The sequence below is a fragment of the Rhodococcus sp. Leaf233 genome, assembly GCF_001426165.1.
In the GTDB taxonomy this organism is placed as follows: Bacteria; Actinomycetota; Actinomycetes; order Mycobacteriales; family Mycobacteriaceae; genus Rhodococcoides; species Rhodococcoides fascians.
This window is the reverse complement of the sequence record NZ_LMRO01000001.1, coordinates 39780-65977: the sequence shown is the minus strand read 5'-3', so window position 1 is coordinate 65977 and position 26198 is coordinate 39780. Positions and strand designations below refer to the sequence as shown.

The 26198-nt window shown below is 64.8% G+C and carries 23 protein-coding genes; 15 read left to right on the top strand and 8 right to left on the bottom strand.

Going from position 1 to position 26198, the window contains the following annotated elements; translation table 11 throughout:
- Positions 1-42: 42 nt before the first annotated feature.
- Both ASH04_RS00290 and ASH04_RS00285 read left to right on the top strand, forming a co-directional pair.
- Positions 43-906, top strand: coding sequence for an RNA polymerase sigma-70 factor (locus ASH04_RS00290; protein WP_027494690.1), 864 nt, complete (start codon positions 43-45; stop codon positions 904-906).
- 106 nt (positions 907-1012) lie between these two features.
- Positions 1013-1753 carry an SDR family oxidoreductase gene (locus tag ASH04_RS00285; protein ID WP_027494691.1) on the top strand — a complete coding sequence of 247 codons (741 nt, stop codon included), beginning with the start codon at positions 1013-1015 and terminating at the stop codon, positions 1751-1753.
- 70 nt (positions 1754-1823) lie between these two features.
- On the opposite strand, the gene ASH04_RS00280 is transcribed toward ASH04_RS00285, so the two are convergent.
- The 3 genes from ASH04_RS00280 to ASH04_RS00270 all read right to left on the bottom strand — a co-directional run bounded on the left by ASH04_RS00280 (position 1824) and on the right by ASH04_RS00270 (position 6028).
- Complete coding sequence (locus ASH04_RS00280; protein ID WP_027494692.1) at positions 1824-3326, bottom strand: carboxyl transferase domain-containing protein; 1503 nt, start codon at positions 3324-3326, stop codon at positions 1824-1826.
- A complete protein-coding gene (locus ASH04_RS00275; RefSeq protein WP_057472478.1) occupies positions 3323-4522 on the bottom strand; it encodes a CaiB/BaiF CoA transferase family protein in 1200 nt (399 codons plus the stop codon). Before ASH04_RS00275 ends, ASH04_RS00280 begins: the two co-directional genes overlap by 4 nt.
- Positions 4523-4657: 135 nt before the next feature.
- Positions 4658-6028 (bottom strand): SLC13 family permease, encoded by a 1371-nt coding sequence (locus ASH04_RS00270; RefSeq protein WP_027494694.1) that lies wholly within the window; start codon positions 6026-6028, stop codon positions 4658-4660.
- 192 nt (positions 6029-6220) lie between these two features.
- Here ASH04_RS00270 and ASH04_RS00265 point away from each other — a divergent pair, with 192 nt between their 5' ends.
- From ASH04_RS00265 to ASH04_RS00245, 5 genes are all read left to right on the top strand, one after another.
- Entirely contained in the window at positions 6221-6919 is a 699-nt protein-coding gene (locus ASH04_RS00265; RefSeq protein ID WP_027494695.1) for a FadR/GntR family transcriptional regulator, read from the top strand.
- Between the two features lie 106 nt (positions 6920-7025).
- Positions 7026-8180 (top strand): acyl-CoA dehydrogenase family protein, encoded by a 1155-nt coding sequence (locus ASH04_RS00260; RefSeq protein ID WP_027494696.1) that lies wholly within the window; start codon positions 7026-7028, stop codon positions 8178-8180.
- 24 nt (positions 8181-8204) lie between these two features.
- The gene (locus ASH04_RS00255) at positions 8205-10379 is read left to right on the top strand and encodes a 3-hydroxyacyl-CoA dehydrogenase NAD-binding domain-containing protein (protein WP_057472477.1); all 2175 of its coding nucleotides are present in this window, start codon (positions 8205-8207) and stop codon (positions 10377-10379) included.
- A 28-nt stretch (positions 10380-10407) separates the two neighbouring features.
- Complete coding sequence (locus tag ASH04_RS00250; RefSeq protein ID WP_306436770.1) at positions 10408-11037, top strand: TetR/AcrR family transcriptional regulator; 630 nt, start codon at positions 10408-10410, stop codon at positions 11035-11037.
- A 133-nt stretch (positions 11038-11170) separates the two neighbouring features.
- Entirely contained in the window at positions 11171-12718 is a 1548-nt protein-coding gene (locus ASH04_RS00245; RefSeq protein WP_032392894.1) for a long-chain-fatty-acid--CoA ligase, read from the top strand.
- Positions 12719-12755: 37 nt separating this feature from the next.
- Here ASH04_RS00245 and ASH04_RS00240 read toward each other — a convergent pair whose 3' ends face one another.
- The 3 genes from ASH04_RS00240 to ASH04_RS00230 are packed head-to-tail and all read right to left on the bottom strand — an operon-like array spanning position 12756 to position 15305.
- Entirely contained in the window at positions 12756-13643 is an 888-nt protein-coding gene (locus tag ASH04_RS00240; RefSeq protein WP_057472476.1) for a siderophore-interacting protein, read from the bottom strand.
- A 10-nt stretch (positions 13644-13653) separates the two neighbouring features.
- On the bottom strand, positions 13654-14700 hold the full coding sequence (locus ASH04_RS00235; RefSeq protein WP_082519123.1) for an ABC transporter substrate-binding protein: 1047 nt from the start codon (positions 14698-14700) through the stop codon (positions 13654-13656).
- A gap of 23 nt (positions 14701-14723) precedes the next feature.
- On the bottom strand, positions 14724-15305 hold the full coding sequence (locus ASH04_RS00230; protein ID WP_027494702.1) for a TetR/AcrR family transcriptional regulator: 582 nt from the start codon (positions 15303-15305) through the stop codon (positions 14724-14726).
- A gap of 102 nt (positions 15306-15407) precedes the next feature.
- On the opposite strand from ASH04_RS00230, the gene ASH04_RS00225 reads away from it, so the two are divergent.
- Genes ASH04_RS00225 through ASH04_RS00210 form a run of 4 tightly spaced genes read left to right on the top strand, consistent with a single transcriptional unit; the run spans position 15408 to position 19797 of the window.
- Positions 15408-16322 (top strand): metal-dependent hydrolase, encoded by a 915-nt coding sequence (locus ASH04_RS00225; RefSeq protein WP_027494703.1) that lies wholly within the window; start codon positions 15408-15410, stop codon positions 16320-16322.
- Positions 16319-17428, top strand: coding sequence for a PDR/VanB family oxidoreductase (locus ASH04_RS00220; protein WP_230592073.1), 1110 nt, complete (start codon positions 16319-16321; stop codon positions 17426-17428). The genes ASH04_RS00225 and ASH04_RS00220 overlap by 4 nt, the downstream gene beginning before the upstream one ends.
- A gap of 15 nt (positions 17429-17443) precedes the next feature.
- A complete protein-coding gene (locus ASH04_RS00215) occupies positions 17444-18967 on the top strand; it encodes a flavin-containing monooxygenase (protein WP_057472474.1) in 1524 nt (507 codons plus the stop codon).
- On the top strand, positions 18964-19797 hold the full coding sequence (locus tag ASH04_RS00210) for an SDR family NAD(P)-dependent oxidoreductase (RefSeq protein WP_057472473.1): 834 nt from the start codon (positions 18964-18966) through the stop codon (positions 19795-19797). Before ASH04_RS00215 ends, ASH04_RS00210 begins: the two co-directional genes overlap by 4 nt.
- A gap of 16 nt (positions 19798-19813) precedes the next feature.
- On the opposite strand, the gene ASH04_RS00205 is transcribed toward ASH04_RS00210, so the two are convergent.
- On the bottom strand, positions 19814-20458 hold the full coding sequence (locus ASH04_RS00205; RefSeq protein WP_057472472.1) for a TetR/AcrR family transcriptional regulator: 645 nt from the start codon (positions 20456-20458) through the stop codon (positions 19814-19816).
- A gap of 124 nt (positions 20459-20582) precedes the next feature.
- Between ASH04_RS00205 and ASH04_RS00200 the strand changes: the two genes are divergently transcribed.
- Genes ASH04_RS00200 through ASH04_RS00185 form a run of 4 tightly spaced genes read left to right on the top strand, consistent with a single transcriptional unit; the run spans position 20583 to position 25064 of the window.
- Complete coding sequence (locus tag ASH04_RS00200; RefSeq protein ID WP_057472471.1) at positions 20583-21716, top strand: VOC family protein; 1134 nt, start codon at positions 20583-20585, stop codon at positions 21714-21716.
- Positions 21713-22648: a fumarylacetoacetate hydrolase family protein gene (locus ASH04_RS00195; protein WP_032392899.1), complete on the top strand. Its 936-nt coding sequence runs from the start codon at positions 21713-21715 to the stop codon at positions 22646-22648. The genes ASH04_RS00200 and ASH04_RS00195 overlap by 4 nt, the downstream gene beginning before the upstream one ends.
- Entirely contained in the window at positions 22645-24252 is a 1608-nt protein-coding gene (gene mhpA, locus ASH04_RS00190; protein ID WP_057472470.1) for a bifunctional 3-(3-hydroxy-phenyl)propionate/3-hydroxycinnamic acid hydroxylase MhpA, read from the top strand. The genes ASH04_RS00195 and mhpA overlap by 4 nt, the downstream gene beginning before the upstream one ends.
- Positions 24249-25064, top strand: a complete 816-nt coding sequence (locus ASH04_RS00185) for an SDR family oxidoreductase (protein ID WP_032388066.1) — start codon at positions 24249-24251, stop codon at positions 25062-25064. The genes mhpA and ASH04_RS00185 overlap by 4 nt, the downstream gene beginning before the upstream one ends.
- Here the strand turns inward: ASH04_RS00185 and ASH04_RS00180 are convergent.
- Positions 25061-26161 carry an alpha/beta hydrolase family protein gene (locus ASH04_RS00180; RefSeq protein ID WP_156394456.1) on the bottom strand — a complete coding sequence of 367 codons (1101 nt, stop codon included), beginning with the start codon at positions 26159-26161 and terminating at the stop codon, positions 25061-25063. The genes ASH04_RS00185 and ASH04_RS00180 overlap by 4 nt on opposite strands.
- Positions 26162-26198: the final 37 nt, after the last annotated feature.

The following is a 26198-nucleotide window of genomic DNA, read 5'->3' as shown; positions in this document are numbered from 1 at the left end:
GGACGATAGTGTCCCCACGAGACAGAGAGTGAGACCACGCCGATGACCGACGACGGCACCGCCGCATTCGAGCTGGCACGCCCGCGATTGTTCGGGATTGCCTATCGCATGCTGGGCAGCGCCGCCGAGGCCGAAGATGTGGTGCAGGATGTCTGGCTGAAGTGGCACGCCACCGACCGCACCACCGTCCGTAATTCACTCGCCTTCCTCACCACCGTCACGACACGCCTGGCCATCAACGTCACGCAGTCGGCGCGGGTGCGGCGGGAGTCGTACGTCGGCCCGTGGCTGCCCGAACCGATCGACACCCGAGCCGATCCGGCGACGGTGGCAGACAACGACGCCACGGTCGAGCTTGCCGTTCTTGTTGTGCTGGAACGACTTCCGGCTCGTGAGCGAGCCGCGTACGTTCTCCGGGAAGCATTCGACTATCCGTACGGCCGGATCGCCGACATAGTGGAGACAACCGAAGCCAACGCGCGTCAACTGGTGACGCGCGCCCGCAGACATGTGGCCGACGCTCGTCCGACCCCTGTCGATTCCGACCGCCATCATCGACTGCTCGACGCCTTTCTCGCCGCAGCCAAGGGGGGCGATCTGGCCGCTCTGGAAAAGATTCTTGCGCAGGACGTAGTGAGCCTGTCCGACGGCGGCGGCAAGGTGAAGGCTGCAGCCCGAATACCCATTGTCGGACGCAGCCGAGTCGCCGCATTCGTTGCGGCGTTCTCCTCGCATTTCTGGATAGGAACCACGACGTCGTTCATCCAGGTCAACGGAAGGGCTGCCGTACTGATCGTTCGTGAGTCGACGGTGACCACGCTGCTGACGATCGATGCCACCGAGGACGGGATCGGGACCGTCCTGTGGGTGATGAATCCGGACAAGCTGCACGCGCTGCCGCGCTAGGTGTCACAGATCGGAGCGCTGCCCTGTCAACACTGCGACCGGCAGCAGACAAGAGTTGACCGGCTCGTCTCGCAGGCACCCCTCCTGCGGCGAAGAGAGGATTCTCATGAAGATCGTTGTCATCGGCGGAACCGGCCTCATAGGTTCTGCAGTTGTGAGCATGTTGACCGAGCACGGTCACGATGCGATAGCGGCGTCGCCCAAGTCCGGTGTGAATACTCTGACCGGCGAGGGCCTGGCCGATGCTCTCGTCAGTGCGAATATCGTTGTCGACGTCTCGAATTCACCGTCGTTCGAGGACGCGGCCGTGTTGGACTTCTTCACACGCGCGACGACCAACATCCTCGCAGCCGAAGCGAGTGCGGGCGTGCAGCACCACGTTGCACTGTCCGTGGTCGGCAACGACCGACTGCCCGCCAGCGGCTACTTGCGCGCAAAGGTGGCTCAAGAGAAACTGATTCGCGCATCGTCGATTCCGTACACCCTCGTGCGCGCAACGCAGTTCTTCGAGTTCTTCTCCGCCATCGCACAGGGCGCGACGACGGGCGACGAAGTCCGGTTGAGCTCGGGTCTCGTCCAGCCGATCGCGGCACACGACGTTTCGACCGTTGTCGCTCGTGTCGCTCTCGAGGCACCGCGTAACGAGACGATCGAGATCGGAGGCCCGGAAGCGTTCGGGCTCAACGAGTTCGTTGAAAGAGGTCTGAAGGCACGCGGCGACAGCAGAACCGTCGTCGCCGACGACCAGGCTCCGTACTTCGGCGCACTGTTGCACGGCCGTGAACTGGTTCCAGGCGATGGGGCCGAACTGTCCACTACTACTTTCGCCGCCTGGCTCGAGTCCTGATTCTCGCCGAACTCGAAGTTATGGACACATTCGGCCTGAAATCCGTCCATAACTTCGAGCTCGGCGGATATCACACAGCGGCAGCGGCAAAACCGATTCGATTGAAACGCTTTTCGCGCGCGATCATCCGCATCGAAGGGTCCTGAGCGATCAGCTCGGCAAGTTCTCGGTGCAGTACCGCGCCCACTCGATCGCAGAACTGCTGTGATTCGTCTGCGGCGTCGGGCAACTCGGGAACGATGATGTCGACGACACCGGCCCGGAAGAGATCGAGCGAGCGCACTCCCTGCTTGGTCGCCATCTCGGCGGCGTGGGTGGTGTCGCGATGCACGATGGCCGAGGCACCCTCGGGCGGCAACGGCGAGAGCCAGGCGTGCTGAGCAGCGAGAACTCGATCCGCGGGCACCAGCGCAAGGGCACCACCGCCGGTTCCCTGCCCCAACAGCAAGGAGAGCGTGGGGGTTTCGAGGTCGACCATGTCTGCGATGCACCGCGCTATCTCGCCGGCCAGGCCGCCTTCCTCCGCCTCTTTGGACAGCGCTGCGCCGGCAGTATCGATGACGGTGACGAGGGGAAGCTTCAAATCCTGCGCCAGCCGCATGCCGCGTCGGGCCTCACGCAGAGCCGCGGGGCCGAGTGGCGTCTTCGTCGTCTGGCTCCTCCGGTCCTGGCCGAGCAGAACGCACGGCATGTCGCCGAACCGGACGAGCGCCAGAATGAGGCCCGGATCGGACTCGCCCTGACCGGTTCCGTTGAGCGGTAACACGTCTGCCGCTGTGTTGAACAGCAATTCGCGCACCCCCGGCCGATCGCTCCTGCGTGAGGCCAGAATCGAGGTCCATGCCGGCACGTCCTCGATCTCCCACTCGAGAGCATCGGAATGCCGGACGCGACACGACGGCACGTCGGTCATGATGCGTAGTGCACGGTCGACGATCTCACCGAGTTGCTCGGGCGGACGGATGGCGTCGATGAGTCCGTGCGCCTGCAGGTTCTCCGAGGTCTGCACGCCGGCGGGGAATTTCGCGTCGTACAACGCCTCGTAGACACGGGGGCCGAGAAATCCGACGAGCGCACCGGGCTCGGCAACGGTGACGTGACCGAGCGATCCCCAGGATGCGAAGACGCCGCCGGTGGTCGGGTGCCGCAGATAGACGATGTACGGCAGGTTCGCCGCCTTGTGTGCGGTGATCGCCGCGGTGATCTTGACCATCTGCAGAAACGCGACAGTGCCCTCCTGCATGCGCGTTCCACCCGAGGTCGGCAACGCGAGCAGTGGAAGCCGCTCGGCGGTGGATCGGTGCACCGCGCTGACCAAACGTTCACCGGCGGCCACCCCGATGGATCCGGCCAGAAAGGCGAACTCGCCCAACAGGATTGCCACCTTACGTCCGCGCACGGTCGCGGATCCGGTGAGAACGGATTCGTCGAGTCCGGTCTTCTCACGCGCCGCAGCCAGTTCGTTCGCGTACTCGTCGTCGATGACGTAGTCGGCAGCCGGGCTGTCCCACGACTCGAAACTCCCGGGATCGATCACCAGATCGAGAAGTTCGAGCGCGGTCATCCTCGTCATCGGATCGCTTCTTTCAACCAGTCGCGGACGAGTTCGTCGTCGGCTCCGAGAACCGGCGGTGCCAGATGCCGGTTCTCGGTGACCTCCGTGCCGTCGGACTCGAAGAATCGCAGCGGCGGCCCGGGCAGGGTCACCGTGCCCAGCGTCTCGTGCTCGACGTCGATGAGCAGGCCCTGAGACTTGGTCTGCTCCCACTCGTACACTTGCTGCACGTTGCGTACTTTGCCTGCGGGGACACCGATTTGGTCGAGAAGCGCCAACAACGGCTCGGTCTCGTAGGTACGGAAGATCTTGGACACGAGTTCGACGACGTCGTCGCGACTGTCGACGCGTTGCGGGTTGGTCGCCATGCCCTCGAGGTCGGGATCGATACCGAAGCCCTCACAGAAGCGATGCCACAGTCCCTCGCTGCCCACCGAGATCTGCACGGCTCCATCGGAAGTGGGAAACAGGCCGTACGGGCAGATCGACGGGTGGTGGTTGCCCTGCGCCTCACCGATCTCGCCTGCCACGGTCCACTTGGTGCCTTGGAATGCATGCACCCCGACGACGCTGGCCAGCAACGACGTTCGAACCACCTTGCCGCGGCCGGTGCGGTCGCGCTCGCGCAGCGCAGCGAGAACGCCGAACGCTCCGTACATTCCGGCCAGCAGGTCCGCGATCGGAACCCCCGCGCGCTGAACATCGTCGGGACCGGAGCCGGTGAACGACATCAACCCGGCCTCGCCCTGAGCGATCTGGTCGTAGCCGGATCGGCCACCCTCGGGGCCGTCGTGTCCGAATCCACTGATCGACAGCACGACCGTGCGCGGGTTGATCTCAGCGATGCGCTCGGGCGAGAAGCCGAGCCGATCGAGCACTCCCGTGCGGAAGTTCTCGAGCAGAACATCCGCGCGTTCGATCATGCGCTCTAACGCTTCTCGGCCATCGTCGGTTTTGAGGTCGAGCGCGATCGACCGCTTGTTGCGGTTGGCCGAAAGGAAGTACGTCGATTCGCGCTCCGCGTCACGCGGGGTGACGAAAGGCGGGCCCCACACCCGGGTGTCGTCGCCGCCCTTGGGGGTCTCGACCTTGATGATGTCCGCGCCGAGATCTCCGAGCATCATCGCCGCGTGCGGGCCGGCCAGGGCGCGCGTCAGATCCACCACCACGGTGCCGTCGAGCGGTCCGGTTCTGCCTGTCGTGTTGAGGGGCATCGAATTGATCCTTACGTCGAAAGCGATGAGGGGTTGCAATTGGCATATTGACTCAGTGGCCTAGCCAATTTCATTGGACCAGCGATCCGCGGGGAAGTCAAGATCGAGTTCTCGGACGTCCGCGCAGCTCCAGAGCTAGAGCCAGCCGGGCACGACCAGTACCGCCCAGGCGATCAACGGGCCGACGACGACGACCAACGCGCTGTATTTCAGGATCTGCTTGTAGAAGACGTCCCGATCGATGTCCTGGGCGTTGGCCAGCACCAGAGCGCCGTTGGTGGAGAAGGGACTGACATCGACGATCGTCGAGGCGATGGACAGGGCCACGATGACACCGATGGCACCGACCTCGCCGGCGAGCAGGAACGGAACGGCCAGTGGGATGGTGACACCGAGGATGGCCGTCGACGACGCGAACGCCGACACGATGGCACCGATGTAGCACAGCAACAGCGCCACGAGCAGCGGAATACCGATGCCGGCAACCGCATCACCGACGTACTCGACCGTGCCGGCTTCCTGCAGCACGCCGACGAACGTCAGCACGCCACCGATGAGCAGTACCGTCGACCAGCTGATCTGGTTGATCGCACCCTTCTGAGCCTTGGGCGACGCCAGGGCGAGGACCACGGCGACCGTCATCGACACGAAGCCGACATCGAGATCGAGGACGAGTGAGAACAACGCCAGCGAGGCCAGCCCGACGAGCGTGAGGATCTGATCGAACGTGATGGCCTTGACGGCGGTGGCCAGGGGTGGCGCGTTCTCGACCGTGACCGTCTGACCGGACGGCTTGGGCGTCGACGATCCGAATCCGCGCATGACAGTTCTCGAGCCGCCCCCGCCTACTCCGCCCGAATCTCCCTCGGGGCGGGTGCCGTCCTCGTCGTGCACGCTACGTCCGAGAAGTGCACGTCCGCCCAGGAACATGAACAGCAACGCACCGATTGCCGCGTTGAACAGCATGCTGCCCAGGAACAAGGTGAGTGGGCTGTTGACCAGACCCGCCTTCTGAGCGATGTTGTTGACCGTGACGCCGTAGATGCTGATCGGCGAGAACCCGCCCGCCTGTGCGCCGTGAATGACCATCATGCCCATGAGCAGGGCATTGATCTTGTACCGCGCCGCGAAGCCGAGTGCGATCGGTGCGACGATCGCCACGGCTGCCGGTCCCAGCGCTCCGATTGAGGTCAGCACGCCGGTGATACCGAACATGACCCACGGAATCAGGGCGACCCGGCCACCGACCAGCCGCACCGCACCGCGGACCAGGAGGTCGACCGTGCCGTTGTTCTGGGCGATCGCGAAGAGGTAGGTGATACCGACGAGCGTCAGGAACAAGCTGCTCGGGAAGCCGGCGATGATGTCGTCGGTGCCCATGCCCACGGCAATGGTTCCGACGAAGAACGCCGCCACGAACCCCAGCGCGCCCATGTTCACCGGGAACACGGTCGCAGCGAGGAACATGACGACGAGCGCAATGATGGGTATCAACTCGGTCGACATCGAAGGTCTCCGGTTCGTCTGAGGTTGTCCCCCGAGCGGGCGCTCGGGTTCCGTGGCCAATTGGACTAGCCACTGAGTCTTTACAGACTGAACCAGTGAAGTGGATCACTTGTCAACAGTTGCTATGACCCGGGCCACTGCCCACCCGAGGGTTAAGGTGGGGGTCCAGAGGAGCAGAGAGCGAGTGACACAGTGGCTGAGCAAATTCGCCCGGTGACCCGACCACGGCTGTACGAGGTCATCGTGGAGCAGCTGTGCAAACACATCGCCGATCGCGACATGAAGCCCGGCGATCGACTCCCGCCCGAGCGTGAACTGGCGGGTCACCTCGGCGTCAGTAGAGCCTCACTGAGCCAGGCCCTCGTTGCACTCGAAGTACAGGGCATACTGGCCGTCCGCCACGGCGACGGAGCGGTACTCGTGCGACGGCCCGTGGGAGACATGGCCATTCGCGCCCTGCGCGAGCACGCCGATCGCCTGCCCGAGGTGATCGAAGCCCGCGAGGCACTCGAGGTCAAGCTCGCCGAGCTCGCCGCAACCCGCCGCAGCGACGCCGAAATGGCGGCGATCGACCACGCCCTGTCGGTCATGGCCTCGGAAATCACCGACGGAAATCGCGGCGACTCCGGCGACGAGCTGTTCCATCACGCCATCACCGAGGCCGCGCACTCGCCGCTACTCGCCCGACTGATGGGCGAAATCGCCGGCCTGATTCGCGAAACTCGAATCGAATCATTGTCGCAGTCGAACCGTCCGCAGACTTCGTTGGAACACCACCGCCGCATCGCCGACGCTGTGCGGCAACAGAATTCGGCCGAGGCCGGACGCGCGATGGCCGAGCACATCCGCCTCGTCTCGGACGTTGCACTGCTCCGCTCCACGGACAGCTAGAGAACTCACCCGCCGCAGAACATGGTTGACATCCGTGGCCACGTCGGTGCATCGTTATTGGCACAGCGCCAACAACGCGTCGTACGCTCCGACCCGAGGACCCTCCATGACTGCACTCGCAGACCGCACCGACGACGTCACCACCGAGCTCGCCGACGTCCGACAGCTCGCCCGCAGCTTCTTCGAGAAGGAGGTCGCGCCGCACCGCGAGGAATTCGCGGCGGCCGGACGCCCCAGCCGCGAGGTCTACCGGAGTGCGGGCAACCATGGACTCCTGGGAATGTCGATACCCCAGCAGTACGGCGGAGGCGGCGGCGACTTCCGCCACGAGGCGGTGCTGTTCGAGGAGCAGGTCCGCGCAGGCGACTCGGCCATGCAGTTGGGTGTGCACAGCGGCATCGTTCCGCATTACATCCTTGCGTACGCAACCGAGGATAAGAAGCAGCGCTGGCTTCCGAAGCTGTGCTCCGGCGAGTGGATCGGCGCGATCGCGATGACCGAACCGGGAACCGGCTCGGACCTCCAGGGCATCACCACCCGCGCGGTGCGCGACGGCGACGACTACGTGGTCACGGGCGGAAAGACGTTCATTTCCAACGGAGCTCACTGTGATCTGATCATCATTGCCGCCAAGACAGATCCAACCGCCGGAGCCCGCGGGCTATCGCTGCTCGTGGCCGAGGTCTCCGACGACACCGAAGGCTTCCACCGCGGCCGGGTACTGCACAAGATCGGCCAGAAAGGCCAGGACACAGCAGAACTCAGCTTCGACGGTCTACGTGTTCCGGCTGCCAACCTCCTGGGTGAAGAAGGTCGCGGCTTCGCGCAGTTGATGCAGCAGCTTCCTCAGGAACGGCTGATCTGCGGTATTGCCGCCGCTGCGATGATCGAGGCCGCCGTGCAGCAGACCGTCGACTACACCAAGACACGAAGCGCGTTCGGCAAGACACTGTTCGACCTGCAGAACACCAAGTTCGAGCTCGCCGAATGCGCCACCATCGGACGCGTCGTCCGCACCTTCGTCGACGACGCAGTGGCCCAACATATTTCGGGGTCACTGGACGTGACGACGGCCGCGATGGTCAAGTACTGGACCACCGATCGACAATTCGAGGTGGTCGACCGCTGCCTGCAACTCTTCGGCGGCTACGGCTACATGGAGGAATACCCCATCGCCCGCATGTTCGTAGACGGTCGCATCGCCCGTATCTATGCCGGTGCCAACGAAGTCATGAAAGACCTCATCTCTCGCTCTCTGTAGAACCCGCACCGACCCGAGGATCCGATGAACAGCCCAGCCGCACTGCACACTTCCACCATCACCGGCGAGATCGGTACCGACCGTATCGTCGTTCTGACGATCGACGATCCTGCGCATTCCACGAACACCATGAACGCGGCATTCGGTGAATCGCTCGAGCAGACCGTCGACTGGCTCGAGACCGAACTCGATGCGTACGACGGCATCATCGTCACGTCGGGCAAGGATTCTTTCTTCTCCGGTGGCGACCTCGAATTGCTGCGCGACGCCGGTCCGTCCGACCATGCAACCATCGCAGATGCGCTCGATTTCACGAAGGACAAGTTTCGGCGGCTCGAGACGCTCGGCAAGCCGGTCGTGGCCGCACTGGGCGGCACCGCACTCGGCGGCGGCTTCGAGATCGCCCTGGCCTGCCATCATCGAATTGCCCTGAACAACAGCAAGGCTCGATTCGGGCTGCCCGAGGTGACCCTCGGGCTTCTCCCCGGGGCCGGTGGCGTCACCCGGACGGTCCGCATGTTCGGCATCGTCAAGGCTCTGACACAGGTGGTGGGCCAGGGCCAGCGATATCGGCCGGCGCAGGCCCTCGAGCTCGGACTCATCGACGAGGTCGTCGACACCCACGAGCACATGATGGCGCAGGCACGTTCCTGGATCAGTGCCAATCCCGGGGCCCTCCAGCCCTGGGACAGAGCGGGATTCACGATCCCCGGCGGTACGGCGGCAGCACCGGCTGTGGCCGCGCAGCTGCCGGCACTCACGGCAACAGTGCGTGAACAGGTCAAGGGCGCACCGATGCCTGCCCCCATCGCAGTCGTTGCCGCGGCAGTGGAAGGATCGGTACTCGACTTCGAGGCCGCCTCGCTCGTCGAAACCCGCTACTGCACGTCGCTCGCCTGCGGGCCGATCTCGGGCAATTTGATCCAGTCGATGTTCTTCGATCTCGGCTCCATCACCAAAGGCGCTTCCCGCCCTCCGGCCGAACCACATCGAGTTCCCGAGAAAGTGCTGGTGATCGGGGCCGGAATGATGGGTGCCGCCATTGCCTACGTCGTCGCCTCGGCCGGGGTTCCGGTGATCCTCCGTGATGTCTCGATCGAATCCGCCGAGCGCGGGAAGAGTTATGCACGTTCGGTTCTCGGTAGAGCTGTCGCGAAAGGCCGCGCAAGCCAGGCCGATGCCGATGCGGTGCTCGCGCTCATCACCCCCAGCTCCGACGCGGCGGACGCCGAGGGTTGCGACTTGGTCGTCGAGGCAGTGTTCGAGGATCCCGCCGTCAAGCAGGGTGCCTTCGAGGACGTCGACAAGTACTTGACTGCCGACGCGCTGCTGTGCTCGAATACCTCCACCCTCCCCATCACCGCACTCTCGCACTCTGTTTCGCGAACCGGCGACTTCATCGGGACGCACTTCTTCTCCCCAGTCGACAAGATGCCGTTGGTGGAGATAGTGGTGGGAGAACACACCAGCGACTCCACTCTTGCCCGCGCATTCGACTTCGTCCGCCTGATCGGCAAGACACCCATCGTCGTCGGCGACAGTCACGGCTTCTTCACCACCCGCGTCATCGGCCGATTCATGGACGAGGCGATCTCGCTGGTCGCGGAGGGCGTGCATCCGGCCACCGTCGAGCAGGCCGCACTCCAGGCCGGCTACCCGTCCGGCGCACTGGCTCTGATGGACGAGATTTCGTTGACCCTGTCGCGGCACATCCGCGAGGGCATGGCCGAGGCCGCTCGAGCGGACGGTCGCCCCTGGATCGTCTCGAATTCGTACGCCCTGGTCGATCGCCTCGTCGACGAGTTCGACCGTCCGGGCCGCAAGGCGGGGCGCGGGTTCTACGAGTACGCCGAGGACGGCAGCAAGGTCCGGCTCTGGCCGGGCCTTGTGGAGCACTACCACGACCCCGAACACGGAATTCCGTTCGAGGACATGATGGATCGCATGCTCGTCGCCCAATCGCTTGATTCGGTCGCGTGCCTCGACGAGGGCGTTCTCCGAACCGTCGCCGACGCCAATATCGGTTCCATTCTGGGTATCGGCTTCCCTGCCTGGACCGGCGGTGTGCTGCAGTTCGTCAATCAGTTCGACGGCGGTCTCCCGGGATTCGTGCACCGAGCCGACGAGTTGCGGGCGCGATACGGCGACAGGTTCGTCGTACCCGCGTCGCTGCGAGCGCGCACCGAGCGGTACCTCTGAGATCGCGCTCGCTCGGTTCGGTGCGATCATGACAACCATGCCGGCTGCAAGCACACCCAAGTGGAACCGACTGGAACCGGACGAGCGACGGACCCAGATCTTGGCCGCCGCCGTTCGCTTGTTCGGCGACAAGCCGTACGCCGAGGTCTCCATGGCCGACGTGGCTGCGGCTGCGGGTGTTGCACGCGGGCTCATTCATCACTACATCGGCAGCAAACGCGATCTGTACCTCGAGTGTGTTCGTTTCCTGGTCACCGTGCCGCCGATCGAGGACGTGCACTTGCCCACGGGCTCGGTCGAGGAGAGGGCTCGCGGGAGTGTGCACTGGCTGGTCGGCGTCATCGAGGCACACGGAACGGCGTGGGTGTCGGTGGCGAGCGGCTCGGGCGTGGACCAGCAGGTGGCGCAGATTCTGGACGAGGCGGACGACCTTGCCGCCGAGCGCGTCTTGGACGCAACGGCTTTCGAGACACACCGCGGCGACAGACGCATCGCAACGTCGGCAGTGCGGGCGTTCGGCGGCATGGTGAAGGCGGCAGGTCGCGAGTGGCTGGTGCGCGGCACGCTGACCCGGGACCAGGTGGAAACACTTCTGACAGACGTGCTCGTCACCGTTCTCTCCACCGCACGCTCTCTCGACGACGCCCCAGAACGGTAGCTGGGCAATCCCTTTCACGGTTCACATCCCGTCGATCACCCCCGTCTTTGCTATTGACACCACGCCAACAAGGTGGAACTGTGACCGTATTCACTCGGGCGTACCGCGCCCCTCTCGCACAAGGGACCTCGCCATGTATCTCACTCAAGGCCTCCATCGCTCCGCAGTCACCACACCCGATCGCGCAGCAACGGTGTTCGGCGATCGCGTGCGCACCTTCTCGGAACAGATCGATCGTGTGGCGAGGTTGGCGGCCGGTCTGCATTCCGTCGGAGTCGAGAGCGGCGATCGAGTGGCAATGCTGGCGTTCAACAGTGATCGCTACTCCGAGTACCTGCTTGCGGTCCCGTGGGCCGATGCCGTGCTCAATCCCGTCAACATTCGGTGGTCACCCGTCGAAGTTGCGTATGCACTCAACGACTCCGCCACCAAGGTACTCATCGTCGACGACACCTTCGGCGCAATGGTTCCGGCTCTACGCGCGTCGTGTCCCGACTTGGCGACCGTCGTCTACTGCGGGGACGGTTCCACCCCCGACGGCATGGTCTCGTACGAGGACCTGGTGGCATCCCACGATCCCGTCCCCGATGTACGACGCAGCGGCGACGCCCTGGCCGGCCTCTTCTACACCGGCGGCACCACCGGATTCCCCAAGGGCGTCATGCTCTCCCACGCGAATCTGGTGACCTCCGGCCTGGGGACGGTGGCCACCGGACAGCTGCTCGACGACGCGTCGGTATTGCTCCACGCCGCACCGATGTTCCACCTCGCCGATCTGGCTGCATGGGTAGGGCAGGTCATGCTCGGTGGCACCCATGTCATGGTTCCGTTCTTCGAACCGACAGCGGTACTGAGCGCGATCGCACAGCACTCCGTCACCGATGTGTTGCTGGTTCCCACCATGATTCAGCTGCTCGTCGACGACCCCACGTTGAGCCAGTTCGACACCTCGTCACTGAGCCGTGTGCTCTACGGAGGATCCCCCATCTCCGCCGGTGTCCTCGAGCGGACCCTCGCCAGGCTTCCGCAGGCCCGCCTCACGCAGGCCTACGGCATGACAGAACTCGCGCCGGTCGCATCTCTGCTGTGGCCGGAACATCATGTTGGACAACGTACCGGCTCGGCGGGACGCGCAGCCCCTCACTCGGAGATCTGTATCCTCGGCCCGGACGACGAGCAGCTCGCCACCGGTGACGTCGGCGAAATCTGCGTCCGCGGCGGTCATGTGATGCTGGGGTACTGGAACAAGCCGGAGGAGACCGCGGCCGCCGTTAGAGACGGCTGGATGCACACCGGCGACGTGGGTTACCTCGACTCCGACGGATTCCTGTTCGTCGTCGACCGCTTGAAGGACATGATCATCACCGGCGGCGAGAACGTCTACAGCGCCGAGGTGGAGAGTGCGCTCAGTCGTCATCCCGCCGTTCTGGCCTGCGCCGTGATCGGAGTTCCGGACGAGGAGTGGGGTGAACGAGTTCATGCGTGTGTCGTTCTGGCCGAGGGACTCTCACCCACGACAGCCGAGTTACGCGAGCACACTCGCACCTACGTTGCCGGGTACAAGACTCCCCGCACCATCGAGTTCGTGACGGCGCTACCCATGAGCGGAGCAGGCAAGATCCTCAAGCGCGACTTGCGTGACGCCTACGTCGCCAAGGAAGCGGCCGACGCAGTTCTGTGATCACGCGACGGTGAATGCTGTCCGACGAGTCCCTGAGTCACAGTCCGGCGCGCTCGAGAATCTCGTCCCAGTGGATCTCGGCCTCGGCCTCACCCATGCCAGCGGACGCGATGCGCTCGTAGTCGTCGATCAGTGAACCGGCGACCCGCTCATAGCGTTCGATCCATGCTTCCTTGTCGTCTCGCCAGTATCCGACGACGGCCATGCGGCGGGCAGGGAATGCGATCTCACTGCGGAAGTACTTACGTACGCCTCGACCCGCCGACGCCTCCCCACCGAACCAGACGTACCCGTTTCCGGTCGGAACTCGAAGCGTGCGCACAGCATCGACGAGTTGCGATGGTGCGCGCCCATTTCCGGCCACCCGCCAGTCGATGGTGACCGAGGCAGCCGATCGAACCTCCAGTACATCGTCGTCGTGCGCCACCTCGACGATCGCATGCGCGTGCAGGCCCGCGGGCAGTTGTTCGAGGGCACGGCACAGCGCGGGTAGCCCCGGTAGATCGGCGATCAACAACATCCACTCCGTGTCGGCGGGCGGCTCGTACCACGACCGAGTTCCCCACATCCCCAGCGCCGTACCCGGCTCGGCCGAGCGGGCCCAGGCCGCAGCCACCCCGCCGAGGTGGTCCACGAAGTCGATCGTGATCCGGTCGCCGTCCCAGCGCCGGACGGTGTAATTGCGGCATTCACGAACCACGTCGTCGTGATGCGCGAGAACGCCGTCGCGTCGGATCATCTCGGGCGGTACGTCCTCTCCGTCGGCCGGAAAGTACAGGTGCACGATTTCGTCGGGCACTCCACTCGACTCGAACCCGCGCGCATCGGAAGCATCGAACACGACTCGAATCAGCGACGGCGACAAGCGGTTCGCTTCGATTACTCGCGCTGTGAGGTAACCGCCCTCGTCACGTCGGCCGGCCATGACGAGGCCTTCAGCTCTGCTCTGCCGGCTCGATGAACACCTTTTCGATGTCGTCCATGATTTTGCCCAGGCCGATCGGGTCCGATGAATTCCACACGCTCGCCGAGACCCAGTGCACCCGATTCTGCTGCACGGCAGGCAGTGTGGACCACAACGGTGCAGCACTGATCGCGTCCCGTTCGCTGTCGGCACCCTGGTCGGTGTACACGAACAGGGTGTCGGCGGAGTTCAGCGTGTTCAGCGTCTCGTCGGTGATGTCGATACGAAACAGGCTCGGATCCTGCTGGCCCTCCGGCTGCGCCATGCCCAGACCACGGAAGGCGATGCTCTCACCCGTTCCGACGCGAATCGAGTACTCCCCGCGCTCGCTCAATCGAACAGCGGAGACCGGCTTGTCGGCCAGGTCCGCGTCGGCAACTCGCTGCTTCAGCGCGGCCATCCGGTCCATCAGATTCTGCATGAGGTCCGTTGCCTCGCTCTGCTTTCCGAGCACATCCCCTATGGCCGCGACTCCGTGCGAGACGTCCTCGAGCGACACCCCGTCGTTGTAGGCGAAGCCGTAGGTCGGCACTCCGCTGGCGGCGAGCTTGTCGTAGATCTCCTTGTTCCACGCCTTCTCGCCTTCGCCGTCGTACCCGGCGACCACCACGATCAGGTCGGGGTCCTGAGCCAGGATTCCCTCGACGTTGGGATCGAAGCCGCCACCCTCACCCGCTATGTTTGCGATGTCGCCGATGCGCTCGTCGACGTGCGCGGGTAGCGCCAGCGGGTTGAAGGACGCGGCCACGGGATTCACCTCGAGCGACAGCATCAGGGCCAGTGAGATGGGGTCGGCGGCGACGACCCGGGCGGGTCGCTCGGGAACCTCGACCGGGCCGAAGTAGTCCTGCACCGTCCTGGTGCCGGCGGCCTCGGCTGGACCGGACGGTTCCGACGTGGCGCTCGAGCATCCGACCAGAGCCAGAGAGAGTGCGCCGACGAGCGTGTACAGCCCGGCAGAGGCGGAACGTCTCATCCGGCCGGTTGCACGGCCGTGGAACACGAAGAATCGAGGCATGACTGGGCAGCCTAGCCTAAATTCTAGCCGCGGTGGTCACCGCCGACAAGCAACGGCACGATGCTCCGGTGCGCGAAGGCCAGCAGATCGTCGTACGTCTCGAGTGCAGCGCCGGCTGCCGGAGTCAGCAGAATCGAATGCACGACGCGGACCACGATTTCCGGGGCGTCGGGTACTGCGAAACTGTCCGAGTCCAGCCCTCCCCGGGCGATCTGGGCGGCAGCGTCTATTGCAGACGCGAGCAGGGTCGACGCATTTGTCGTCAACTGTTCGAGTACCAACGCACTCTCGGAGTCGAACATCTTGAGCAGGACGGGATTGGTTCGCACCGACTCGATCGTCGTCGCGAATCCGTGCGCGGCACGATCCGCCCGAGACGATTGTTCGGCGGCCGCTGCCGCCACCGCGACGAACAGTCTCGTCGACTCACGTGCCATGACCGCGCGCACCAGCTCGTCCTTGGATCCGATGCGGCGATAGACCGTCACCCGGTTGATCTTGGCGCGCTTGGCCACGTCCCCGATGGTCGTTCTGGGGATGCCGACCTCACCGAACAACTCCAACGCGGCATCGAGGATCGGCCCGTCGTCACCGTCTGGATGCATCGTCCGATCCTAACGGCACCCTCGATGATGCAATGCAACATTGCAACACTATCTGTTGCTATGTAGCATCACCTCATCAGCATTTCGACGAATGGAGCTCGAATGTCTCGTGACCGAGCGATCGACCCGAACGCGCGCCACCTGGACGAGTCCTACGCGATCGTGGCCCGCGCGGTGACGTTCGACTGGACCGGCGTTCCGCTGCAGTACATTCCGCACGAGTGGTACGCCACGCACTTCTGGAACGTGATGCACCTGGTGCTGCCCGAGGGCGAACGGGCGATGGCCGACGTGTTCGCCCTCGCGCTTCCGTACATCGACGACCGCAGACTGCACGAGGAAGTCGTCGGATTCGTCGGACAAGAAGCAACCCACGCGTCCTCGCACGAGAGCTTTCGTACGTACCTCGTCGCGCATGGAGTCGACATCGAGCCGATCCTGCAGCGCATTCGATTCGCGGTGGGCGTGGTGTTCGGCGATCACGGCCTCACCGGCCGCGCGGGCAAAGCGTGGCTGAACGAGCGCCTCGGGATCTACGCCGCAGCCGAACATTTCACCGCAGTAGTGGGCGAATGGCTGTTGGACAACACCGAATTCGATCGCCTCGGTGTCGATCCGACGATGCTGGACCTGCTTCGCTGGCACGGAGCCGAGGAACTCGAACACCGCAACGTTGCCTTCGACGCATTCCAGTACGTCGACGGGGGTGCGTTTCGCCGCGCCCGCACCGCGGTGATAGCCAGCGCGGGGTTGGCCGTGCTCTGGTTCAGCACCGCCGCGTACCTGTACAAGAACTCGGTGGCCACCCCGCGCACCGGGAAGCGCCGACTTCGCACCCCCTGGCCTCTCGCCTTCGCACGAGCATCCCGCAAGCAACTGATACCGGGCCTGTCGTTTCTGTTCGTACAACTCGCCCTGTACATCCGACCGGGTTTTCACCCATCGAAGATGGGCGACATCGACAAGGCAGTGCGATACCTGGCGACGTCACCCGCGGCACTGGCGGCACAGCAGTGACCACCGAAACAGCCTCGAGACACAGCCATCTGGGTGAGATCACGGTGACCGACCCCGGCCGTGGTCTCCGAGCCATCGCTGCGGCGTCTCGGGTGTACGCAAGACTGGTCACCGACTCGTCCGTCGTCACCGCCCTCTCCCCGGCGCGACCGCGCCGATGCGTCGGCTACGAATTCGAGACCACCATCGACGAGATCGTCGACGAGGCCGAGGACGTGCGCTCACTTCTACTGCGTCGCAGCGACGGAAGCGCATTGCCGACCTGGTTGCCCGGTGCACACATCGACGTGACCACACCGGCAGGCTCGGTTCGGCAGTACTCGCTCGCAGGTCGGCCGGCAGGAGGAGATCGGTATCGCATCGGTGTCCGTAGGATCCCCGGCGGCGCGGCCTCCACCGAGATACACGGTCTCGTTCCAGGAGACACCCTCCGAGTCCGTGGACCCCGCAACGCATTTCCCATGGCCGCCGCCGAGCACTACTTGTTCGTCGCGGCCGGCATCGGCATCACTCCCATCCGGTCCATGATCGAGCGCGCCGTCGCCGACGGCACACGGTGGACCCTCTACTACCACGGAAGATCTCGTGCGAGCCTGCCGTTCGTCGCCGAACTGCAGCAGTCCGCGCTCACCTCCCGCGGTCACGTGATCATCAAAACCGATGACGTGGAGGGACTTCCGCGTCCCTCGGACATCGTCGATCTCGGGACGGGATCCTCGGCCCTGTACGTCTGCGGCCCCGCGGCACTCTCGCGCCGGCTGCGCGAGGAGGCCACCCGAAGTACCACGGTTCGGGAGTTCCACACCGAGCTGTTCGCGCCCGCCCCCGTGGTCGACGGCCGTCCGTTCGTGCTGAAGCTCGCACGGTCCGGCGACACCGTCGAAGTCGGCGCACAGGAGACCGCCCTCGACGCCCTCCGACGAGTCCGTCCCGATCAGCCGTTCTCGTGCCGCCAAGGTTTCTGCGGTGCCTGCGTCGTCGGCCTCACCGGCGGACGCGTCGACCATCGCGATCGCGTGCTGAGCCGCACCGAACGCGAGAACTCACTCACCCTGTGCGTGTCACGCGCCGCGGTCGACGGCGACGTCGTCGTTCTCGATCTGTAGAAGGAGCCACACATCATGACCGACAACGACTCTGCCGCGTCGCACATCGACGTCGCCATCATCGGTGCCGGCTTCGGCGGGCTCGGAGCTGGAATCAGGCTCGAACAGGAAGGCCGCGGCGACTTCTTGATCTTCGAGCGTGACAGCGCGGTCGGCGGGACGTGGCACGTGAACACCTATCCCGGCGCCCAGTGCGACATTCCCTCGGCGCTGTATTCGTTCTCGTTCGCACCCAACCCGGACTGGACCCGCCTGTATCCGCTGCAGCCCGAGATCGAGCAGTACCTCAACGACTGCACCGACCGGTTCGGTATCCGGGATCGAATCCGATTCGGACACGAGGTGCTCGACGCGACGTGGGACGACGACCGGGCGCGTTGGATCGTGCGAACGAGCGGCGGAACATGGACTTCTCGGATTCTGATCGGAGCCCTCGGCCCGTTCAGTGAACCAGCCACTCCGAGTATCGACGGTCTGGACTCGTTCTCGGGCAGCGTCTTTCACTCGGCTCGGTGGAACCACGAGCATTCGGTCGAGGGTAGGCGTCTTGCCGTCATCGGCACCGGCGCATCGGCGGTGCAGTTCGTACCCCGACTCGCTCCGTCGGCCGCACATCTGACGCTTTTTCAACGCACGCCCACGTGGATCCTTCCCCACCCGGACCGTCCCATCTCCGAGTCCGGCAGGTCCGTGCTCAGGAAGTTTCCGGCGGCTCAGCGCGCCATGCGTCGTACGTTCGATCTGTTCCAGGAAGCTCTGGTGCCCGGCCTGATTCGGCACCGCGCCCTGCTGACGCCGTTGACCGCACTGGGCCGGGCTCACCTACGCAGACAGGTGAAGGATCCCGTACTTCGCGAGAAGCTCACTCCCACATACACATTCGGCTGCAAGCGGCCGACGTTCTCGAACAAGTTCTACCCCGCCCTGTGCCGCGACAACGTCACCGTCGAGACCACCGCCATCTCCCGCGTCGTGCCCGAGGGCGTCGTCACGACCGACGGAACGGTCCACGAGGTCGACACCATCGTTCTCGGAACAGGTTTCACCGTCGCCGGGCATTCAGGCTTTCGGCGCATCGTCGGTCGTGGCGGTCGGTCGTTGGCGCAGACCTGGCCCGACGGAGAGATGTCGTCGTATCGAGGGACGACGGTGCACGGCTTTCCGAACTTCTTCATGGTGCTCGGCCCCAATTCGGTGGTGTACACCTCGCAGGTCGTCACCATCGAAGCACAGGTGAACTACGTTCTTGCAGCACTGCGGGCGATGGACGACAAGTGCTTGGCCGCAATCGACGTCACCCGCACTGCACAAACGGAATTCGCGGACTACACGGACGAACGGTTGGCCGGTTCGGTGTGGAACTCGGGTGGGTGCAGCAGCTACTACCTGAGCCCATCTGGCCGCAACGTCACCTACTGGCCGGGTTCGGTACGCAACTTCACCCGTCGTATGTCGGCCATCGAACTCGACCACTATTCCTGCCGCAGTGCCACTGTCGATGTGCCGGGCACACTCGCCGTCACCAAGGAGTCCGCATGAAGAACCACATGGACCTCACCGGCAAGGTCGCACTGGTGACCGGCGGTGCACGCGGCATCGGTGCCGCGACCGTAGCAAAACTGGTGGCCGCCGGTGCATCCGTGGCAGTGGTGGATCTTCACTTCCCGACCGACGCGGCTGGCGCTGCACGGGTGTTGCTGTTGACCGGGGACGTCACGGATCCGGAGGCGATGACGGAGTGCGTGCAGGCGACGGTGCGCGCCTTCGGCGGGATCGACATCGTGATCGCCAACGCCGGCATCACACCGCCGCCTGCCACCATCAGGACCGTCGACCGCGCGGTATTCGACTCCGTCATGGCGGTCAACTTCGGCGGTGTGCTCACCATCGTCCGCGCCGCGGCGGACGAGATCGTGACCAGTGGTGGGCACATTCTGCTCGTATCGTCCTGTGCTGCATTCACTCCCGGCATGGGCGGGTCTGCCTACATGGTCAGCAAGGCAGCCGTGGAACAACTGGGCCGCGCGCTACGCATCGAACTCGCAGCAGTCGGTGCATCGGCCGGTCTGGCGTACTTCGGGGTGGTCGACACCGATCTGGCGCGCCACACCCTCGACAACGACCCGATGGGGCAGCGGATCGGTGCATTTCTCCCGTGGCCGTTGAGCCGTCGACTCCCGTCCCCACGGGCGGCGGACCTCCTGGTCGACGCGGTCCGTACGCGTCGAGCACGGCTGATCGCCCCCGCAGTGTGGGCACCGTACTTCTGGTTCCGCGGGATCCTCAACCCGATCCTGGAGTGGAAGCTACTGCGTGACAACGCAGTCGGCGATATCATCCGCGACCTCGAACACAGCCGGGCGCGCTGACACCCGCACGGGCCCGTTACGCGTCGACGCTCGGAACCGCGTCCAACGGAGGCAGGGTTCGCGAACACAGCTGGCGCGCATCCGCGTCGGACATCCCGAGGGCGAGCAGCACGCTGTGCGCCATGTTGTCGACGGCATCGACGTCGCTTCGTTCCGGCTGTTCGAGCAGTAGTTGCCCCATGCCCAGTAACGCCCCCGCTGCCAGGGCCAGAGCCAGCTGGGTGTCCTGCACGCGGAAGTGCCCGCTCAGTACTCCGGCTTCGATGTCGCGCGAGGCCCGCGGACCGAGACCGTGCTTCGAGGTGATCAACTCGGGCCCGGAGTGGATGAGCACTCGGCTCAGATCCGGTTGTTGCCGGAACAGCCGGCCTGCGATGCGGAACGACCGGGTGAACGCTTCTGCGGGATCGTCCTCGTCGTCGCTCAACGAGTCCAGGTAGATGCCCAACAGCTCGAGGGCACCGTCGACCGCAGCCTGGAACAGCTGCTCTCGGCTCTCGAAATGGTTGTAGAACGACCCCATGCCGACGTCTGCGGCCTGAGTGATCTCGGCAATCGGCACGTGCAATTCGCCGCGGGCGATGAAGCTCTGCGCGGCAGAGATCAGGGCACCGCGCGTGCGCGCTTTGCGTCGCTCGAGGCGATTCGGGGTTTCGGTCATGGTCCCTACTCCTGAGTGCATTTGTCGCCGCCTTGACCCTTCCTCACCGCTGACGAATTTGTCAACACTCTTGACTGACCGATTAGTCATAGGTGACGATAGTGTCACCAACGAGGGAGGGCTGATGGGACACGACGTCGACGGCCACAAGAACATGCATGTGGATCAGGGCGCGCTTCCAGGCGAACACCCGGGAAAAGCCGCCGACCCGATCATCAAGGTGCGCGACATCGCGTGGCTCGAGTTCCGCAAACCCGACCTGGCCAAGGCCGAGGCATTCGCGGTGGCGTTCGGTTTCACCGTCTCACTGCGCACGTCCGAGGAGATTCACCTACGCGGCACGCACGTCGGGTCGCCGTGCGTGATCATCCGACGCGGCAAACGAACGCGGTTCGTCGGCGCGGCGTTCGCTGCCGCCGAGGACGCCGACGTCGTCCGCCTCGCCGATGCCACCGGGCAGCAGGTGCACCGGCTACCCGACACACTCGGCGGCATCGCCGTCACTCTGACCGATCCAGGCGGACAGCCTGTGCAGATCGTGTCGGGCTACACCGAACATCCCGAACTCCCGGGCCAGGACGCGCACACCTACAACTTCGGCGATCCACGCAACCGGATCAACGCCACCCAGAGGCCCCCGCGTCAGCCGGCGCGCGTCCAACGGCTCGGGCACGTGGTGCTGCAGCGAGTGGACTACCTGGAGAATCTGAACTGGTACCTACACCACCTGGGTCTGATCGTCAGCGATTTCCTCTACTACGACGGCCAACGCGACCGTGGACCGGTGATGAGCTTCATCCGCTGCGATCGGGGCAGCATCCCGTCCGATCACCACACGCTCGCGATGACTCTCGGCCCGTCGAATCGCTACGTGCACTCGGCGTACCAGGTGACCGACATCGACGCCATCGCCGCCGGTGGCGAATTCCTCACCGAGCGTGGGTACAAGCACTCCTGGGGCATCGGCAGACACATCCAGGGCAGTCAGATCTTCGACTACTGGCGCGATCCCGACGGTTTCCTGGTGGAGCATTTCAGCGACGGCGACATGTTCGACAGCTCGCTCGAACCCGGCTGGGCACCGATGACGGCATCCGGCCTCGCCCAGTGGGGCCCACCGGCATCGAAGGACTTTCTCGGTATCGCCCCGAGCAAAGCCTCTCTGCACGAGCTCAAATCGATCCTGTCCTCCCTACGCACCGACAACGAGTTCGACACCGAACGCCTTCGCGGCCTGATGAAAGTGGCTTCCTCATGAGCATCGCTGTACTACGCACCGCCGACGCCTGGTGGGTCGAGACCCCGGCCGGGGCGTCGCGCATCGACACGTCGGCAACCACGACCGCCGAGCTTCTCGCCGATCGCGCCGCTGTGGACGCAGCGCGTACCGGCACCGATGTGCTTGCAGTGGAGACGCTTTCGCTCCTCTCCCCGGTCACCGCACCGTGCCGGGTAGTGGCGAACATGACCAATTTCGTCTCGCACGTCAAGGACTCGGGAATGAACCCCGACACGGTGCCACTGACGTTCTTTCGGAAGACGTCCGGTTCGATCAGCGGCCCCACCGACGACATCGTCAAGCCGACGCACGTGAAACTCCTCGACTACGAAATCGAGATCGGCCTGGTATTCGGCAAGACGCTGACCGTCGGCACCAAGATCGATGCCAGCAACGTGGCCGAGTACGTCGCCGGACTCGTCATCACCAACGACGTGTCTGCGCGAGACGTCCAACTACCGAAAACCCAGTTCTACGAGGGCAAGTCGTACCCCACGTTCACGCCGGTCGGCCCACGACTGCTCCTTCTCGAGGCCGGAGAATTCGACCGGTTCGGCGAGCTGACTCTGACACTGCGCGTCAACGGGACTGTGCGACAGGACAGTACCGTGGCCGACATGATTTACCGGCCGGTCGAATCGCTGAAGGCGCTGAGCAATTTCCAGCGGCTCGACGCGGGCGATCTGCTGCTCACCGGCACTCCCGGTGGTACTGCGCTGAAGGCTCCGGCCAAGCCGATCGAGATGATCGGATCCCTGATCCCGCCGGCGCTCAAGTGGAAGGTGTTCTTCAAGAAGCAGGCCAAGAATCCCGACTTCCTGCAGGACGGCGACGTTCTCGAACTGACGTGCTCCACCCCCGACGGATCCCTCGACCTGGGAGTGCAGCGCACCCGGGTCTCGTACCGATGACCGAACGCGGATCCGACGGCACCCACCACCCGGTGGTCATCGTCGGATCCGGCCCGACGGGCATGACGGCCGCTCTGCTGTTGGCGCAGTACGGCATCCCCTGCCTGGTGCTCGATCGCTGGGCCGACGTCTATCCGCAGCCGCGCGCAGTACATCTCGACGACGAGGTGTACCGAATTCTGCACGACATCGGTGTCGCAGAGGATTTCGCCGGCATCTCACGTCCCGGGCGTGGGCTGCGACTGTGCACCAAGGATCTGCGCACCCTGGCCGAGTTCGAGCGCGATCCCGACGACAGACCGCACGGCTATCCCCAGGCGAACATGTTCGATCAACCGGACCTCGAGCGCCTCATGCGCACGCACGTCGCCCGATACGACACGATCGAGATGCGCGGCGGGTGCGAGATCACCGACGTGCAGAACCTGAAAGATACGGTCCGAGTGTCGTACACATCCACCGAGGACGACACCCCACACTGGGTGACCGCGGACTACGCGCTGGGGTGCGACGGTGCCAACAGCATCGTGCGCCGGTCCATCGGGTCGAAGATGGAGGACCTCGGGTTCGCGCAACGGTGGTTGGTGATCGATATCGCCACCGATGCCGAACTCGATCAGTGGGACGGCGTTCACCAGGTGTGCGACTCCGAACGATCCGCCACGTACATGCGAATCGGTTCCACCCGCTACCGCTGGGAATTTCGGATGCTCGACGGCGAAACCCTCGACGAGTTCGAGGATCTCGCCGCCGTCCGGCCGCTCATAGCGCCGTGGCTGCGGCACGTCGACGACCCCTCGATGGAGCTGATTCGGAGCGCCGAGTACACATTTCGGGCGCAGGTCGCCGATAGCTGGCGGGATCGACGCGTGTTCGTCCTCGGCGACGCGGCGCACTTGACTCCACCGTTCATCGGACAGGGAATGGGCGCGGGTCTGCGCGATGCGCGCAACCTCGTCTGGAAGATCGTCGGGGCCCTGGATGGGCACGTCTCCGATTCGGCACTCGACAGTTACGAAATCGAGCGAAAGGCCCATGCCACAGCCATGATTCGGATGGCCGTCGCCATGGGCTGGGCGATGACCGGCGGCAGTCAGCTGACCGGAATTCTGCGCACCACGCTCGCACCGGCTCTCGGCCACCTGCCCCTCATCGGAGCGAAGGTGTCCGACAGCGCCACTCCTCCGCTCACCCGTTCCGATTTCGTCCAGCGTCCGGCAGCGCAGATCCGTTCGGTGGTAGGCGCGCTGTGCCCCAACAGCTCCCTGGACAACGGCGCCCGACTGGACAACGTCGCACCGGGACAATTCCTGTTCGTCTCGACCACCCCGTTGACCGTCGAACAGCGACGCGAGGTCGATCGTCGTGGGGCTGTCGTCGTCGAGGTCGCGGCCTCCTCCGAGCTCGGATTGTGGTTGCGGCGCGGTCACGCGGTAGCGGCTGTCGTACGACCGGACCGAACCGTCATGGCGGCGGGTAAGTCGGTGCCGGCCTTGCACACCCGAGTTCCGAGCACCAGGTTGCGACGAATCGATCGAACCACTCCCACGGCGGCAGTCGCCACCCCGAGAACCAGAAACACCGCAACGAAGAGGCGTAGATGAACACCGCACTTGTCACCGGAGCCACGTCCGGTATCGGCCAAGCTGTCGCCGAACTACTGCTCGCTCGCGGCTACAGCGTCATCGGCACGAGCCGCAGTTGTTCCACCGTGGTCGACCCCATCCCCGGCGTCGAGTACCGAGATCTCGATCTGACCGACCCGGCCTCCATCCGGACGTTCGTCGACGGTCTTGCCGACGTGGAGATCGATGTTCTGATCAACAATGCGGGCGAAAGCCAGTGCGGCCCCGTCGAGGAACTCCCGATCGAGGCGGTCACCCGGCTGTTCCAGCTCAACGTGTTCGGTGCCGTCGAGCTCATGCAAGCCGTGCTGCCGGGGATGCGCGAACGCCGTCGGGGCAAGGTCGTCAACATCGGCTCGATGCTGGCCAGCTTCCCGTTGGCCTATCGCTCGTCGTACGCCGCGACCAAGGCAGCGATCAAGGGCTTCTCGACGGCGGCCCGCTTCGAGCTCGCGCCCTACGGGGTGGACATCACCACCGTCGAGCCCGGCTCCATCGCCACCGGACTCTCCGCCCGCCGCACCAAGTACTGCGGACCGCATTCGCCGTATCTGCGCGATTTCACGACAGTGATCTCGCACCTCGACGCCAAAGAGGCACAGGGTATCTCCGCGGACACCGTGGCCGAGACGGTCCTGAAAGCCGTCGAGGACAAGAAGACTCGGCCCCTCTACGCCGTCGGCAGCAATGCTCCCGCAGTGTTCATGGCGCAGCGACTGCTGCCGCGCACCGTGCTCGAGAAGTTCACCGCCCGGGCATACGGACTGCCCAGCAAGCGACCGGTGACCTAACGGAACAGCCCTGCGACGAACGGAATCGTGTCGGCCTGTGATTGCACGAGCGCTCCGCTGTGATCGGCATAGTAGGGCCGGAACGTCACCGGCTGACCGTTGGCGGTGAGCCTGGCGACGTACGCGGCGGTCGTCGGGAACGGGACATCGGTGTCCCGCAGCCCGTGGCCCATGAAGAACGGCTTGTCGAAGCCGGCCTCGGGCATGGCCATGTAGTCGTCGAGTACTGCGGTGAAATTCGGCAGGCTGGTCAACGGCGCAGTGAAGAAATCACCGACCTTGACACCCTCGAGCTGCTCCTCGAGGTCCGCGACACAGGCCGTCTCGGCCAGATCCACGTACTTCTTACCTACGGGAGTGAGGATGTCGTCCAGGCCCAGCTCGGGGTGCGAATAGCGTAGAGCCGCAGCGATGTACGCGACGTACGCGGTCAGACCGGCCGGGAGCGCCACCGGCGGCATCCCCGGTCCGCCGATCGAGACGAGCTTCTCGATGTACGCGGGAGTTCCGGTGCCCACTGCGCCGCGATAGTCCAGATCCGGTCCACCGAATTCGGTTGCGTAGCGCGCGGTGTAGATCGCCGCGCCGCCGCCCTGAGATTGTCCGACCGTCACCCACTTGCGCGAGAGTTGATCGCTGTAGTTGCGGCCTGCTTTCACCATGTCGACCACGTTGTGCGCCGTGGTCCGCCCGTCCAGATATGCCTGCAATCCTTCGGTGCCGAGGCCGGCATAGTCACTGGCCACAACGGCGTAGCCCTGCGCGAGCCAGTTGCCGAGGTACGGCAGATCTCGTTCGGCCAGCGCCGGTCCCGCAACCGAGGGCGCACACGAGTCACCGAGCCCGGAGGTGCCGTGGGCCCACGAGATCACCGGCCAACCGCCCTCGGGCGCAGTGCCCTGCGGGAGGAAGACGGTGCCGGTGCTGAGCGCCTTCTCGCCGAACGTATCGGTGGTGACGTAGGTGAGCACCTCGGCCGAGGACGAACCGGGGATCCAGAATTCCCGCTGTAGAGCGCGACTGGAGACGACGTCGCCGATGTTCTGAGTGATCGTCGGCGCAGCCGAGGCTGGGGCGGTCAGCAGGCCAGAAGCCATGCTCGACGCCAGCGCCGTAACTACTGCAAGGGCACCG